Origin of the sequence: Cohnella thailandensis (assembly GCF_014212135.1) — a bacterium.
Classification (GTDB): Bacteria; Bacillota; Bacilli; order Paenibacillales; family Paenibacillaceae; genus Cohnella; species Cohnella thailandensis.
On sequence record NZ_JACJVQ010000003.1, the window covers coordinates 26,350 to 40,878 of the forward strand.

Below are 14,529 nucleotides of genomic sequence, written 5' to 3' on the forward strand. Positions count from 1 at the left end.
CCGCCGAGAGGAGAAGGAATCATGAACCTGCTGAAACAAAAAAACGTTATATTGGCGCCGATCGTCGTGCTTGCCGTCGCCCTTATTTTCGGCTTGGCGACGCTGGGCTCGACCGTAAACCCGGTTCCGAAGGACTTGCCCGTCCTTCTGGCCATGTCCGATCAAGGAGCGAGCGTTCCCGGCCAAGGCGACGTCAACTTCGGCCGAACGATCGAAGACACTCTGCTCGGAGCGCCCGCTTCGGCGCAGGCTGCCGAATCGCCGTTGGAATGGACGAAGGTTGCCGACGAAGCATCCGGTCTGGATAAGCTGGACCGCGAGGAAGCTTATGCGCTCGTCGTCATTCCGGAGACGTTCAGCGGCAGCCTCGCAAGCTTAATGTCGGGCGCCGCAGAACCCCCGGCCATCCGCGTTTACGTGAACCAAGGCAAGAACATGGCCGCCGCGAACGCCGTCTCCCAAGGGCTGACCCAGATGTTCCAAGCGGTTAACGGCAAATTCAGCGAACAGCTGCTTAACCAGCTATCCGCCCAAAGCATCGAAGTAGATCCCGGCCGGGTCCCGTCCTTGGCCAACCCGATCCAGGTGAGGACCCAGCTCGTGAATCCGGTCGGCACGCATAGCGCGAACGGCAACGCCCCCGGTTCCCTCACCCAGGTCGCTTGGATGGCTTCGCTGGTCGGCACCCTTCTCGTTTTCTTCGCGATGAAGAAGTTCAAGCCCCGAAGCAAGGCGGAGCGCGTAGGGGGACTCTGGCTGCAGGCTGCCATCGGCGCGGTTCTGTCTCTCGTCGCCGGCTTCGGGATCCTGTGGATCGCGGACGGCCTTCTAGGCTTGCAAGTCCCCGCCTTCTTCGATACCGCCCTGTTCCTGTCGCTGAGCGCCTTCTGCTTCTTCCTGCTGATGTCCGCCATCATGGCTTGGCTGGGTTTCGCGGGGATGCCGATCTTCATGCTCCTCTTTTTCTTCGTCGGCCCGGTTCTGACGCTTGCTCCCGAGATGCTTCCGCAAGCGACGAAGACGCTGCTCTACAGCTGGGTCCCGCTCCGCTTCGCGGTCGAAGGGCTCCGCGACCTGCTCTACTTCGGCCATGGGCTGAATCTGCAGACGCCGCTAATCGTCATTAGCTCTATCGCGGCAGGCTCGCTGGTCGTCCTGGTCGCTTCCGCGTTCCGCAAGCCCAAGCTTGCGGCGACGGCGGGAGGTGAGAACGCAGCCGCCTAATACGGATTGCCGGCCATACGATACCTTAACGGCAAATATCCTCCGTCCACCGACATCCCCCGCCTTCGTCCGGCGGGGCTTTTTCTTTTTCCCGGATAAGCCCCGGCTTGTTCACTCCGCAGATATAATCCTGGGACAACCAACATATACATGCCCTAGACGCTTGTCAACGGGAGGGTTAACCGTATGCCCCATCGTCGTATGTACCGCGCGCTTGTCCTGGCGGTCTCCGCCGCACTGCTCGTAAGCTCCTTCAAATTCGGATTCGCGGACGCCTGGGCCGATCAATATGTCCTGCCCGCGAGCGCGGATCCGCAGGAAAGGCCCGCCCTTGGCGAGATCTCCGCCGTCCCGGCTTCCGAACCGAATGCCGACGTTCCGTTAACGCCGACTTCCCCCGTGCTCAGCAATCGGGTGACGGAGTACCACATCTCCGTCGCGCTGGAAGAGGACGGAACGCTGAACGCGCAGCAGACCGTCACCTGGAAGAACCCCGGCCACAAGGACGTGTCCGATCTGTATCTGCATCTGTATCCGAACGCGTTCTCCCCCGGAAGCACCTTCCTGAAGGAATCGGGAGGACAGCTTCGAGGGGACAAGATGCAGGCCGGCAGCTACGGATCCATGACGCTGAACTCCTTGACGACCGAAGAAGGAGAGACGCTCATGCCCCGGCTTCATTACGTGCAGCCCGACGACGGCAATTCGTCCGACAAGACGCTGGCGACTCTTCGGCTTCCCCACTCCGTCAAGCCGGGCAAAAGCATAACGCTTACGATGAGCTACACGGTGAAGCTGCCCCAAGTATTCGCTCGGATGGGCAAGGCGGGGGACTTCGTCATGGCCGGACAGTGGTTCCCCAAGATCGCCGTCTACGAGCCGGCGGGGACTCGCGGAAGGGTGAGCGAAGGCTGGAACACCCATCAGTACCATGGCGACTCGGAGTTTTATTCCGACTTCGGCATCTACAGCGTAAAGATCGACGTCCCGGAGTCGTACAAGGTGGCGGCCACCGGCTTCCAGACGAAGCCGGCTGCTCTCGCGAACGGCCGCAAGATCTATCAGTTCTATGCGGACGACGTTCACGACTTCGGCTGGGCGGCCTCTCCCGCCTTCGAATTCGTCGAGGACACCTTCTCCTCCGTCGGGGTTCCGGGGGTTCGCATCAAGCTGTATATCGACCCTTTGCACAAGGATCTGAGCGAGAGGTACATGCATGCCGCGAAGTCGGCGCTGGCCAAGCTCGGAGAGTGGTACGGCGACTACCCTTACTCTACGCTCTCCGTCGTCGTTCCGCCGGCCGACGCGAACGGAGCCGGGGGCATGGAATACCCGACGCTCGTCACCGCCGCCGCCGCCAAGAGCGACAAGCCCGGGTACGAGCTGGAGAGGACGCTCGTGCACGAGATCGCTCACCAATACTGGTACGGAATCGTCGCCTCCAACGAATTCGAGGAAGCTTGGCTGGACGAAGGCTTTACCTCGTACACGGAGGATAAGCTGATGTCCTCCATCTACGGCATCTCGCCTAACGTCAACGTCGAAGCCAGCTACATGACCCACCCCGAACCGCTTAAGCTGGATTCCTGGCGATACAGCAGCTCCGACCGATACGCGGAGAACGTCTATATGCGCGGCAAGCTGGTTCTGAAGGCGATGGAGAAGCAGGTCGGGGAGAAAACGATGAGAAAGATCATGCGCGCCTACTTCCAGAAATACAGATTCAAGCACCCTTCTTCCGCCGATTTCCAGAAGGTCGTCGAGTCGGTGACGAAGGACAAGTGGTCCGACTTTTTCCAAGCTTACGTCTATCAAGGACAGATGGCCGACTATGCGGTCGAGTCCATTCAATCGGTCCCCCAAGAAGGCGGAGGCTACGTGACGACCGTGCTGCTCCGAAGGAACGGCGGCAGCGGACAGCCCGTAGGCGTCGTGTTCCGCTTCGCGAACGGAGAGACGGTCCGCGAGAAGTGGAACGGGGAGCAGAAGCACGCCCAGCTTCAATTGAAGCACTCCTCCCCGCTCTCCTATGCGGCGGTCGACCCCTCCATGTCGGTCGTTCTGGACAACCTGCGTTTCAACAATTATTTAAAGACCGAGGTCCCGGAAAAAACGCGAACCCGCCTCAATATCAGTCTCTCGGCGATCGTGGAAGGTCTGCTAGGCACTTTGGCATGGTGAGGTGATGGCGATGCGAAATTTTCTGCTTCATGGCTGGGAGCTGACGCTGCGGCATAAATACGTTCTCGTTGTCCTCTTTCTTTACCGGCTCCTCTGGGGATTCTTCCTCTATCGCTTCATCGACTCCGTCGTCTCTCCCGTGCTGGCCCGATTCCCGGACGACCATCCGAATCCGGACGCCGTCCGCATGTTCTTCATCGAAGCGCAGTTCCGGTTGTTCAAGACCGATATCTCCTTCGAAGCCCTCGCGCTGCTCGCCGGGATGTTCCTCATCCGGATGATCGCGACCCCCTTGATCAACGCCGGGCTCTTCTATTCGTTCCGCCATTCGGAGGACGCTCGAGGCACCAAGGTCCTGACCGGCATTCGAAGATCCTGGAAAGGGGTGACCGCCCTCTACTGGATCGAATCCGCGCTCACGCTGGCTCCGCTCGCGTGGCTTGTGCCTAAGGGCTATTCCATGTACCTGAAGGAGCCGGCTTTGGGCGCATGGCTTCAAAACCTTCTGCCCTATGTGCTCGGCTGGATCATATGGAGCTTCGCCGTTCATCTGCTTTTCCAATTCATGCAGTTCAGCTCCGCCTCGGACGATCCCGTTCTGCAGGGCCTCCTTCGGGCTTGCAGGAGAGCGGTCCCCCTGGCGCTGGTCACCCTGACCTTGCTAGGCATCAGCCTTCTCGCGTCGGCCGTCGTCACGACGGCGGGCTTCCTGTGGACCGGATTCGCCGCCGTCGCTCTGCATCAGGCGTTCCAGCTCGTCCGTTCCCTCCTCTCTTTATGGATAAGCGCATCGCAGTTCGAGGTTTGGCGGCCCGAGCTCTCCTCGTAAGCCGCAATATCCGTTTTCTCTACAAGCTTCTTCGTTCGGAGACCGGCAACGGTCTGTCGAACGAAGGAGCTTTTATGCGTTTATTTGGGGGAATAACCCTAACATTAAGGAATTCTAATCTTCGAGAAGCAGGAAAATGAGACCAAAAACCCGAATTACTATCCCTCAGTGCAAAAAATTGCCGAATTCCCGCGCACAAGGGAAACGGGGGAACCAGTCTTTTGGGTGAATTGATCTTGCCGTACAGGGATCATAGGGAGCCTTCAACCGAACCCTCCAGCTAACCTCGTAGGCTTTGGAAGGAGTCACCTGCTTTGCGCAAGAAGTTTTCTGCAATCGTTGCGGGACTAGCTTTATTGCTCGCTTTCCAGGTGGGCAGCGCTTCCGCGGAGTCCGAACTGGACACCCAAGTGAGCAAGCTGATCGGCATCGACTACTCTTACGGAGGAACGACGACGAGCGGCTTCGATTGCTCCGGATTCACGTCCTATGTATTCAAGAAGCTCGGCATGACTCTTCCTCACTCGTCCGGACAGCAATACAAGCTGGGCGACAAGGTAGCGAAGGAAGAGCTGAGAGCCGGCGACCTGGTGTTCTTCAACACCAGCGGAAGCGGAGTTTCTCACGTAGGCGTGTACGTCGGAGACAACAAGTTCGCGCATGCGGCTTCCAAGGGCGTCACGATCTCGGACCTCGACGAGAAGTACTATGCGAAGCGTTACCTCGGCGCGCGTCGCGTCATGAGCGACGAGACCTTCGAGAAGGTAACCTCCGATTCCGCAGCCGTTATGTAAGACACAAGAAGAAGGCTATCTGACCATCCTCGGCGGAGGACGGACGGATAGCCTTCTTTTTTATCGTTTCGGTATTAGTATTGGTTGGATTGGCCGCCGTCGATCGGGATGACGGCGCCGTTGATGAATTCGGATTCGCCCGAGAGCAGGAACGCGACCAGACGCCCCACTTCCTCCGGCTTGCCGAAACGCTTCTTCGGGTTGACGCTGACGAATTGCTTGCCGGCTTCTTCCCATGCGTCCTCGCCGCCGATTTGCTTAAGCGAGCCGACGACCATGTCGGTCATGATCGCGCCCGGCGCGATGGCGTTGATGCTCAGGTTGTATTGTCCGTATTCGATCGCCGCGTTCTTCGTCATGCCGGCAACCGCGTGCTTGCTGGCCACGTAAGCCGCTTGGTTCAGCACGCCGCGGATCCCGCCGACGGAAGCCACGTTGACGACAGCGCCGGATTGTTGTTCCTTCATGACGGGCAGCACGTATTTCATGCCGTAGAAGACGCCCTTCAGGTTGATGTCGATGACCTTGTCGAACATCTTGCTGTCGTAGTCGGCCGTCGGGGCTTGCTTGCCTTCGATGCCCGCGTTGTTGTAGAAGCCGTCGATGCGGCCGAACTTCGCGAGAGAGTCCTCGACGTATTTCTTGACCGCCTCTTCGTTCGATACGTCCGCGGTCAGCAAAAGAACCTCGGCCTTGGGTGCGATCGCCTTGATTTGATTCTGCGTCTCCGCCAGCGAAGCTTCGTTCAGGTCGACCAACGACAGCTTGGCGCCCTCCTTGGCCAATTCCAGAGCGGCCGCGCGGCCCAGTCCGGAACCGGCTCCCGTAATGACGACGACTTTGGATTCGAATCGATTGCTCATCTCTATCCTTCCTCTCCATGTTGTTGCTTTATCCTTGTCGATACTTATTATAATCCTTATAGTGTCGATTGTCGACAATTTGCCCCAATCGGTCGTCGCCAACGGCTTCGATCGATCGGAGCGCGTTCCTATGACGGAAGCGACCGGGTTTGTTCCAAGCGCAACAAATTCTCCTTCATCGGCAATCCCCCGCGGTACCCGGTCAGCTTCCCGTTCTTGCCGATCACGCGGTGGCAAGGAACGAAGATAAGGGCCGGATTCGCGCCGATAGCCGCCGCAACCGCCCGCACCGCCGCCTCTTTGCCGATCTGAACCGCAAACTCGGAATAAGAGCGGGTCTCTCCGTAGGGAATTTCGCAAAGCCCTTGCCAGACCTCTTGTTGAAACGGGGTGCCGGGCAGGTCCAGCGGCACGCCGGAGAAATCCCGTCTACCTTGGAAATAGTCCATGATCGCCGCCGAATACGGCGCCAGCTTCTCGTCATTCCTTGCCAATTCGCTCTTGGGAAACCGGGCCGCGATCCAATCTCCCATCTCCGCGAACGGCCGGTTAAGGGAACCTACGTAAACGAGCCCGTTGTCCGAAGCCGCTAGATGAATGTTTCCTGCCGTCAGCGTAAGACATGTCCAATAAAGCTTGGGGTTATGGGGTTTGCTCATGTTCTCGTCCCTCCAGATTCGTTCTGTCCGCATTCCATTGACGATAGCGGGCCGGCGTCCGCCCCGTCATTCGTTTAAACAAGGTCGTAAAATAAGACGCGCTCGAGAAGCCCACCGAGCTAGCGATAGCGGATAACGCTTTATCCGTTTCAAGCAAGCTCTTCTTGGCCTCGGCCATTCGCTTCTTCTGAAGATATTCCACGGGCGAAATCCCCTTTACCCGCTTGAAGGTTCTTTGCAGATGGTAGGGACTCCCGTGGCACAGATCGGCCAACATCTCCAGCGTGATCGTCTCGGCATAATGCTTGTCGATGTACCGGGCGATCTGGTCCGCCCATTCTTCGTCCGGAAGCCGTTCTCCGTTCGGCTTGCATCGCTTGCACGGCCGGAACTCCTCCCTCATCGCCTGCGCCGCGTTCGCGAAGATCCGGACGTTCTCTTTCTTCGGCGGTTTGGACTTGCAGGAAGGCCTGCAAAAAATGCCCGTCGTCCGGACCGCATAATAGAATCGATGGTCGAAGGCCGCGTCGTTCCGGAGAATGGCCTGCCACCGCTCTTCCGTTAAGATTAGCCCCTCTTGAATGTCATCGTTCACGGAGAATCACCTCTATCGCTAGTATAACCTCGCAGTCTCGGCTTGGTAAGCGATCCGGAATGGATTAGCAAGATCGAGCAAGCAGACATTAAGCCCCGAATGAGAGAGCAACATCGAGAAGACGCGGACGTGTTAAAACAAATGGGCAGGACCAATAATTCGCCGGGGGAATGAGGAACATGGGTAAATTGTATGATAAAGCAGCTATCGTAACGGGAGGAAGCCGGGGAATCGGCCGGGCCATCGCGCTGCGGCTCGGTCGCGAAGGGGCGACGGTCGCCGTGCATTATGCGGTCGGCCGCCGGGCCGCCGAGGAAGCGGCGGAGGAGATTATCCGCGAAGGCGGCTCCGCTTTCGCCGTTGGAGCCGATCTCCGAACGTTGGACGGGATCCGGACGCTCTATGAGGTCGCCGGTCGCGAATTCGCCGCGCGTTCCGGTTCGGCCGAATTCGATATTCTCGTCAACAATGCGGGAAGCGGCCTTCCGGTTTCTATCGAGGATACGAAGGAAGAAGAATTCGATTCCCTGATTTCGTTGAACGTAAAGGCGCCGTTCTTCATGATTCAACGGGCGCTGCCGCTTCTGCGCGACGGCGGACGAATCATCCAGCTGTCTTCGGCCGTCACGCGCATCTCCTTGCCGGTGATTCCCGCTTACAGCATGTCGAAGGCCGCCATCAACGGATTGACGCTTTCGCTGGCCAATCAACTGGGCCCGCGCGGAATTACGATCAATGCGATCGCGCCCGGATTCGTCGCTACGGATATGAACGCCGGCATGCTGCAGGATCCGGGCGGCCGGCGGTTCGGCGCCGAATATTCGATTTTCGGAAGATGGGGAGAGCCGGCGGATATCGCGAGCATCGCGGAATTTCTCGCGTCTCCGGAGAGCGGGTGGATCACGGGCCAGGTCATCGACGCAAGCGGCGGTTCTCATCTGTAAGCAAATGAGAAGAGCAGCCTCGATAGGGGGCTGCTCTTCCTCTTTTAAAATTGGAAATATTCCTTGGCGTTGCGGTAGGAAATGTCTTGCGCCAGTCCGCCCAGCAGGTCCATGTCGAGAGGAGCTTCCCCGTTCTCGGCCCATTCGCCCAGCAGGTTGCACAGGATCCGGCGGAAGTATTCATGTCTCGTATACGAGAGGAAGCTGCGGGAGTCGGTCAGCATGCCGACGAACCGGCCGAGCACGCCGAGATTCGCCAGCGCCCTCAGCTGCTCCAGCATGCCGTCCTTCGTATCGTTGAACCACCACGCCGAGCCGAGCTGCATTTTCCCCGGGATGCCTCCGCCCTGGAAGCTTCCGATCGCGGAGCCGAGCACGTACAGGTGCGTCGGGTTCAGCGAATAGACGATCGTGCGCGGAAGCTCGCCTTCCTGCTCCCAAGCGTCGAACAACGGAACGAGCGCCGCGCCGACGTTGCTGTCTCCAATGGAATCGTAGCCGGTGTCCGGCCCGAGCTTGGCGAACATGCGCGAATTGTTGTTGCGGGACGCATTCATATGAAGCTGCATCGTCCAGCCTAGACGGTTGTAGATCCGGCCAAGGAACAGCATCGTGAACGTCTTGTACTTGCGCTCCTCATCGAGACTGATCGTCTCGCCCGCTCTCGCCTTCGCGAAGACGGCCGCCGCTTCCTCCTTGGTCGCTTCCGCGAACGCGACGACGTCGAGCGCGTGGTCGGACACCCGGCAGCCGACCTCGTGGAAGAACTCCGCGCGTGCTTCCAGAGCGCTCAGCAGGTCTTCATAGACTTCGACCTTGGAGCCGATGACGGACTCCAATCGCTCGATCCATGGAAGGAACGTCGCGCGGGCGATCTCGAGAGCCTTGTCCGGCCGGTACGAAGGCAGAACCTTCACGTCGAAGTCCGGCAGATCTCGGATCTTCAAATGATCCTCCAGCGTGTCGGCCGGATCGTCCGTCGTGCAGATGACTTCGACGCCGGAGCGGACGATGAAGTCGCGCACCCGGAAGCCTTCCGGCTGTCTTAGCTTGGCATTCGCCTTCTCCCAGATGATCGGGGCGTTCTTCTCGTTAAGCAGCTCCTCGATGCCGAAGTAGCGCCGAAGCTCCAGATGAGACCAATGGTAGAGCGGATTGCCGATCGTCGCCGGAACGGTCTTGGCCCACGCGAGGAACCGATCGTAGTCGCTCACGCCTTCGCCGCCGGTGACGTACTTCTCCTCGACTCCGTTCGCCCGCATCGCCCTCCACTTGTAGTGATCCCCGTACAGCCATACCTGCGTCAGGTTCTCGTAGGAACGGTTCTCCAGAATGTCCGATTGGCTCAAGTGGCAATGGTAGTCGATGATCGGCTGACGCGCCGCATATTCGTGGTAGAGCTTGACCGCCGTCTCGTTGGACAACAGAAAATCCTCATTCAGAAAAGGCTTCATCCCCATACGAGCCTCCTTCTTAGTAGAAACGAACGAGATCGTCGATCTGCACGGATTGGCCGGTGCGGATGGAACGGTTCGCCGCGATGCCGGTCAGAATCGAGCGCGCCCCGTCGACATGGTTCGCCGCCCGGTTGAACGGATCCGGAACCGGCGTGCCGAACAGGTCGTTCAGCAGCACCGGGTCGCCGCCGCCGTGGCCGCCGACTCCCTCTTCGACCTTGGCGACGTAAGGAGCGCCGAACATCGGAAGCACCTTGATCTGCGCGCCCAGGATGGCTCCTTCGTCCGCCTTGTCGCCGCCGGAGTTCACGTAGGACTGCTCGACGACCTGCATCTCGATGCGGCCCTTCGTGCCGTTGAACGCGATCCGGTAGCCTTCCCACGGAGCATAGGCCGTCAGGGAATACGTCAGAATGGCTTGGTTCTTGTAACGGACGATGACGCCCATCGTGTCTTCGATGTTGATTCCGTCGCCGAAGACGCTCTGGTCGCGGCGGTAGCCGTCCTCGTGCTCGGCGTCGAGATACATCGCCTTCAGGTGCTCGTTCGAATCCAGATGGAGGGCGAACGGATCGTCCTTCGCCAGCGGATTGCCCGTGGCCCGCTCATAGAATTTCGTCACGCCGCGCTGTTCGGCGTTCTCTCTTCCGTAGAACAGCAGGTCGCCGAAAGCGAAGACGGATTCCGGCTGGGACGCGATCCAGAAGTTGACCAGGTCGAAATGGTGGGTGGACTTGTGGACGAGCAGCCCCCCGCTGTTCCGCTTGTCCCGGTGCCAGCGGCGGAAGTAGTCGGCCCCGTGTTGGGTATTCAGCAGCCACTCGAAGTGCACCGACGTCACTTTGCCGATCTCGCCCGCCGCGATCAGCTCCCTCGCCTTCGTGTGGTGCGGCGCGTAGCGGTAGTTGAAGGTGACGCGAACGTTGCGGCCCGTGCGGTTCACCGCGTCCAGGATCTCCTGGCACTTCTTCTCGTCGACCGTCATCGGCTTCTCGGTCACGACATCGCAGCCGAGCTCGAGCGCGCGGATGATATACGTATGGTGAGTCCGGTCGACGCTCGTGACGATGACCGCGTCCGGACGCTGCTCCTCGATCATGCGGTCGAATTGATCGCAGGTGTACGTCGGAATGGCCTTGTAGCCGTGCGCTTCGATCAGCCTCTTGTTCGCGTAGTCCATGCGCGTCCGGTTAATGTCGCAGAAAGCCAGCAGCTCGGAGGTATCCCGGTAATGCTGCGCAATGGCCCCGTAGAAAAATTCGGCTCGTCCGCCCGTGCCTACCAATACGTATTTCTTCTTCGCTTGCGATGTCATGCCAAAGTCACCTGTCCTTCTATGAATGGGTTTTATGGCTTTATTCTAAAGCATAGGAATGCTATAATTCTGCTCAAATGATGCCATAATGCGGTTGCACCCCGCATATCTTGCGCATTGTACAGGAGGTCAGCAAGTGACGATCGAAGCCTTCAGCTACGGCAGCACGAACCGGCTCTACGTCGAATACGTGAAGCGATCCGATCCTTACGCCATGACGCTCGATCACTTTCATTCCTATTACGAGGTTTATTACCTGATCTCCGGAAGCCGGATCTACTTCGTCAAGGACCGTACGTACCGGGTGGAGCAAGGCGATCTCGTCTTCATCGATAAATCCGTCGTGCACAAGACGCTGCAAGGCGCCGCTCCGGAGCACGAGAGAATGGTCGTCCATTTTACGGACGCTTGGCTGAACGAGTTGGCCGGCTCCGATGCCGCCCTGCTTCTGGAGCCGTTCCGGCAGGAAAGCCCGGTCATCCGTCTCCCGCGATCCGACTTGCGAAGCGTAGACGCGGTCGTCCGCCGGCTTCTCGGCGAGATTCGCCTGAAGCCCGCGGGGTACGGTCTCGTGCCGCCCGGCGCCGTCACGGAGCTTCTGTTGTCGACGGCGCGCTGCCTCCAGGAGAATGCGCATATCGGCCTGGACGGAGATACTTCCCCGAAGCACGCGAAGATCTTCGAGGTCGTTCGTTACCTGAACGAGCACTATGACGAGACCGTTAAGCTCGGGGAGATCGCGTCCCGCTTCTACATCAGCCCCTATCACCTCAGCCGCGCGTTCCGGGAGGTAACCGGCTTTACGTTCTCCGATTATCTGCAGCTCACCCGCGTGAAGGAAGCCCAGCGCCAGCTCGTGGAGACCGACCTTCCGATCGCCGAGATCGCGGTTTCCTGCGGATTCGACAACTTCTCCCACTTCGGCAAAACGTTCAAAAAAATAACCCGGCAATCCCCCCGGGATTACCGGAAGGGCGCCAGGTTCTGAGCAAGGTTCGAGCGAGGATAGCCGAAAGATAGCGGAAGGATAACAGCAAGACCGACGTTATGCAGCCGCGCGGGATCTAGCCCGCCGAAGCGCCAGCAGACCGTGCTTCGGCGAGAGAAGGAAGGCGGCGGCGAACAGGACGCCCGCCGCGCAGACCATGCAGCCGGCGATCGAAGCGTCAAGCGCGACCGCGGCGGCGTATCCGGCGATCGAGCTGACGATCCCGACGGCCACGCTGATGACGAGCATCGGGCCCAGCCGGTCCGTCAGCAGGTAAGCCGCCGCCGGCGGAATGATGAGCAGGCCGACGACGAGAATGGCGCCCACGCTCTCGAAGGAGCTGACCGATGCCATCGACACGAGTCCCATGAGCGCGTAATGGAACAGAGCGACCGGAATGCCTAAGGCCGCGGCGAGCGCCGGGTCGAACGAGGTCAGCTTAAACTGCTTGTAGAACAACGAGATCACAAGCAGGATAACGACGAGCGTGAATCCCAGAAGCCACACCGCCTTCGGCCCCAGGTCGGCGCCGCCTATCTCCAGCGTGCTCCATTGCACGTAAGCGATCTCCCCGAACAGGACGCAGTCCAGATCCAGATCGATATTGCGGGCGTTCAGGCTGATCAGCACGACTCCGACGGCGAACAGCGCCGTGAACACGACCCCGATCGAAGCGTCGCTCTGCACGCCCCCGCTCCGGAACATCTCGATCAGGAATACCGCTATGAAGCCGAAGGCCGCCGCTCCCAACAACATGAAGATAGAGTCTCGGGTCCCGCTCATCAGGAACGCGATCGCGATCCCCGGCAGCACGGCATGGCTGATGGCGTCTCCGATCAGCGCCATTCGGCGCAGGATCAGAAAGCAGCCCAGGATGGCGCAGCAGGAAGCGACAAGCGCCCCGGTCAGGACAATCCAGAATCCGCTCATAGAGACGCTCCCCTCTCTCCGGCGGGATTCGCCGTCCCCGCCTGCGTCGCGGGCGCTCCCGCCCCGGCTTTGGCAAGCTGCTTCGAGATCCAGTCCCGCTTGGCCTGCCTGCGAAGAAGGAGCTTCGACAGGATGCCGCGCTTAGGTCCGAACAGCACGGACAGCAGGAACAAGCCGGTCGCGGCCAGAACGCTGATCGGTCCCGTCGGCAGTTGGTTCACGCCGGAGCTGATCCAAGCGCCGGCGGCGCCGCTCGCGGCCCCGAACGCCCCGGACAGCACCGTCATCGCCGCCAGCCGGTCGGTCCAATAACGGGCCGCGACGGAAGGCGTAATGAGAAGCGCCGCGACCAGCACGACGCCGACCGCTTGAATGCCCGTTACCACGACGACGGTAACCAGCGTCAGCAGCGCGTATTCAAGCGCCGTTACCTTGAAGCCGAGCCCTCTTCCGAAGGCGGGATCGAAGCTGACCAGCTTGAATTCCTTAAAGAGAAGTCCGCAGATAAGGCTCATCCCCAGCGCCGTGCCGCCGAGAACGTACACGTCTCCCATCGTCATCGAAGCCGCTTGCCCGAACAGGAATTTATCCAATCCGCTCTGGTTGCCGTAAGATCCGTGCTGTATCCGCGTCAGCAGAACGATCCCGATCGCGAAGAAGACCGAGAGCACGATGCCCATCGCGGCGTCTGGCTTGATGCGGGAACGGCGCGAGATCAGATTCGTAAGAGCGGCGGCCGCCAACGCCGCCGCCGCGGCCCCGACCAGAAACAGGCCGACGCTCTTCACCCCCGACAGCATAAACGCGATGCAGATTCCCGGCAGAGCCGCGTGGGCCAGCACGTCTCCCAGCAAGCTCTCTTTCCTCAGATAGGAGAACGTTCCGACGATTCCGTTGCCGAACCCGAGCAGGATGCTCCCCATCAGAATCCAGCGCAGATTAGGGTCGTTAAGCATCTCCCACATGGCATTAGCCTCCTTTCGCGGCGGAGAAAGCCGCGGGGACGGGAATGCCGAAGGCGAGCTTGCCTCCGTACGTTCGGTGCAGCAGCTCGGGCGTAAACGTAGATGCGGTCGGGCCGTAGGCGATTTTCTCCCCGTTAATGAGCAGCACCGAATCGAAGTAATCCGCTACCGTCGCCAGGTCGTGGTGGACAACGAGAACCGTCTTGCCCTGCCGCTTGAGCTCGCCGAGCAGCGTAATGATCGCTTTCTCCGTGGCCGCGTCGACGCCGGCGAACGGCTCATCCATGAAATACAGCTCCGCGTCCTGCGCCAGCGCCCGCGCGAGGAATACGCGCTGCTGCTGTCCGCCCGACAGCTGGCTGATCTGGCGATTCGCGAATCCCGCCATCCCGACTTTATCAAGGCAATCCAACGCGATCTCCTTCTCTTGCTTGCCGGGCCGCTTGAACATTCCCAGATGGCCGTAGCGGCCCATCGTCACCACATCCAGCGCGTGGGTCGGGAAGTCCCAGTCCACGGATTCCCGCTGCGGAACGTAACCGACCCGCTTCCTCTGCTGCCCGTATGGCCGGCCGTAGATCCTAACGTCCCCTTCCAGCGATGGGACCAATCCGAGAATCGCCTTGATCAACGTCGACTTGCCGGCCCCGTTCGGGCCGATAATCCCGATCAGCTCCCCCTCCGCCGCCTCGAATGTCACCCCTCTAACGACCGGCTTCTTCCGGTACGCCACCGTCAGATTCTCGACGGCAAGCGGCGCCGTCCCGTTCTTCATAAGGATGGCC

General features: G+C 59.9%; 14 protein-coding genes and 1 riboswitch. Of the genes, 6 read left to right on the plus strand and 8 right to left on the minus strand.

Annotated elements, in window-relative coordinates; translation table 11 throughout:
• Window positions 1-21: 21 nt before the first annotated feature.
• From H7B67_RS02450 to H7B67_RS02465, 4 genes are all read left to right on the plus strand, one after another.
• A complete protein-coding gene (locus H7B67_RS02450) occupies window positions 22-1,224 on the plus strand; it encodes a YhgE/Pip domain-containing protein (protein ID WP_185118213.1) in 1,203 nt (400 codons plus the stop codon).
• A 186-nt stretch (window positions 1,225-1,410) separates the two neighbouring features.
• Window positions 1,411-3,405, plus strand: coding sequence for a M1 family metallopeptidase (locus tag H7B67_RS02455; RefSeq protein ID WP_185118214.1), 1,995 nt, complete (start codon window positions 1,411-1,413; stop codon window positions 3,403-3,405).
• 10 nt (window positions 3,406-3,415) lie between these two features.
• Entirely contained in the window at window positions 3,416-4,234 is an 819-nt protein-coding gene (locus tag H7B67_RS02460) for a hypothetical protein (protein ID WP_185118215.1), read from the plus strand.
• 169 nt (window positions 4,235-4,403) lie between these two features.
• Window positions 4,404-4,544, plus strand: a riboswitch (cyclic di-AMP (ydaO/yuaA leader).
• A gap of 4 nt (window positions 4,545-4,548) precedes the next feature.
• Window positions 4,549-5,028: a C40 family peptidase gene (locus tag H7B67_RS02465; RefSeq protein WP_185118216.1), complete on the plus strand. Its 480-nt coding sequence runs from the start codon at window positions 4,549-4,551 to the stop codon at window positions 5,026-5,028.
• A gap of 74 nt (window positions 5,029-5,102) precedes the next feature.
• Here the strand turns inward: H7B67_RS02465 and H7B67_RS02470 are convergent, their stop codons facing one another.
• The 3 genes from H7B67_RS02470 to H7B67_RS02480 form a co-directional block, all read right to left on the minus strand.
• Window positions 5,103-5,891, minus strand: a complete 789-nt coding sequence (locus H7B67_RS02470; protein WP_185118217.1) for a glucose 1-dehydrogenase — start codon at window positions 5,889-5,891, stop codon at window positions 5,103-5,105.
• Window positions 5,892-6,019: 128 nt separating this feature from the next.
• Entirely contained in the window at window positions 6,020-6,550 is a 531-nt protein-coding gene (locus H7B67_RS02475) for a methylated-DNA--[protein]-cysteine S-methyltransferase (protein ID WP_185118218.1), read from the minus strand.
• Window positions 6,534-7,145 (minus strand): Ada metal-binding domain-containing protein, encoded by a 612-nt coding sequence (locus H7B67_RS02480; protein WP_185118219.1) that lies wholly within the window; start codon window positions 7,143-7,145, stop codon window positions 6,534-6,536. Before H7B67_RS02480 ends, H7B67_RS02475 begins: the two co-directional genes overlap by 17 nt.
• Before the next feature lie 179 nt (window positions 7,146-7,324).
• Between H7B67_RS02480 and H7B67_RS02485 the strand changes: the two genes are divergently transcribed.
• On the plus strand, window positions 7,325-8,089 hold the full coding sequence (locus tag H7B67_RS02485; protein WP_185118220.1) for an SDR family oxidoreductase: 765 nt from the start codon (window positions 7,325-7,327) through the stop codon (window positions 8,087-8,089).
• Between the two features lie 44 nt (window positions 8,090-8,133).
• Here H7B67_RS02485 and uxaC read toward each other — a convergent pair whose 3' ends face one another.
• Window positions 8,134-9,543, minus strand: a complete 1,410-nt coding sequence (gene uxaC, locus H7B67_RS02490) for a glucuronate isomerase (RefSeq protein ID WP_185118221.1) — start codon at window positions 9,541-9,543, stop codon at window positions 8,134-8,136.
• A gap of 19 nt (window positions 9,544-9,562) precedes the next feature.
• A complete protein-coding gene (locus tag H7B67_RS02495; protein ID WP_185118222.1) occupies window positions 9,563-10,861 on the minus strand; it encodes a Gfo/Idh/MocA family oxidoreductase in 1,299 nt (432 codons plus the stop codon).
• A 136-nt stretch (window positions 10,862-10,997) separates the two neighbouring features.
• Here H7B67_RS02495 and H7B67_RS02500 point away from each other — a divergent pair, with 136 nt between their 5' ends.
• On the plus strand, window positions 10,998-11,849 hold the full coding sequence (locus H7B67_RS02500; RefSeq protein WP_185118223.1) for a helix-turn-helix domain-containing protein: 852 nt from the start codon (window positions 10,998-11,000) through the stop codon (window positions 11,847-11,849).
• Between the two features lie 57 nt (window positions 11,850-11,906).
• Here the strand turns inward: H7B67_RS02500 and H7B67_RS02505 are convergent, their stop codons facing one another.
• Genes H7B67_RS02505 through H7B67_RS02515 form a run of 3 tightly spaced genes read right to left on the minus strand, consistent with a single transcriptional unit; the run spans window position 11,907 to window position 14,519 of the window.
• Window positions 11,907-12,779 carry a metal ABC transporter permease gene (locus tag H7B67_RS02505; RefSeq protein WP_185118224.1) on the minus strand — a complete coding sequence of 291 codons (873 nt, stop codon included), beginning with the start codon at window positions 12,777-12,779 and terminating at the stop codon, window positions 11,907-11,909.
• Window positions 12,776-13,744 carry a metal ABC transporter permease gene (locus tag H7B67_RS02510; protein ID WP_185118225.1) on the minus strand — a complete coding sequence of 323 codons (969 nt, stop codon included), beginning with the start codon at window positions 13,742-13,744 and terminating at the stop codon, window positions 12,776-12,778. Before H7B67_RS02510 ends, H7B67_RS02505 begins: the two co-directional genes overlap by 4 nt.
• Window positions 13,745-13,748: 4 nt before the next feature.
• A complete protein-coding gene (locus H7B67_RS02515; RefSeq protein ID WP_185118226.1) occupies window positions 13,749-14,519 on the minus strand; it encodes a metal ABC transporter ATP-binding protein in 771 nt (256 codons plus the stop codon).
• Window positions 14,520-14,529: the final 10 nt, after the last annotated feature.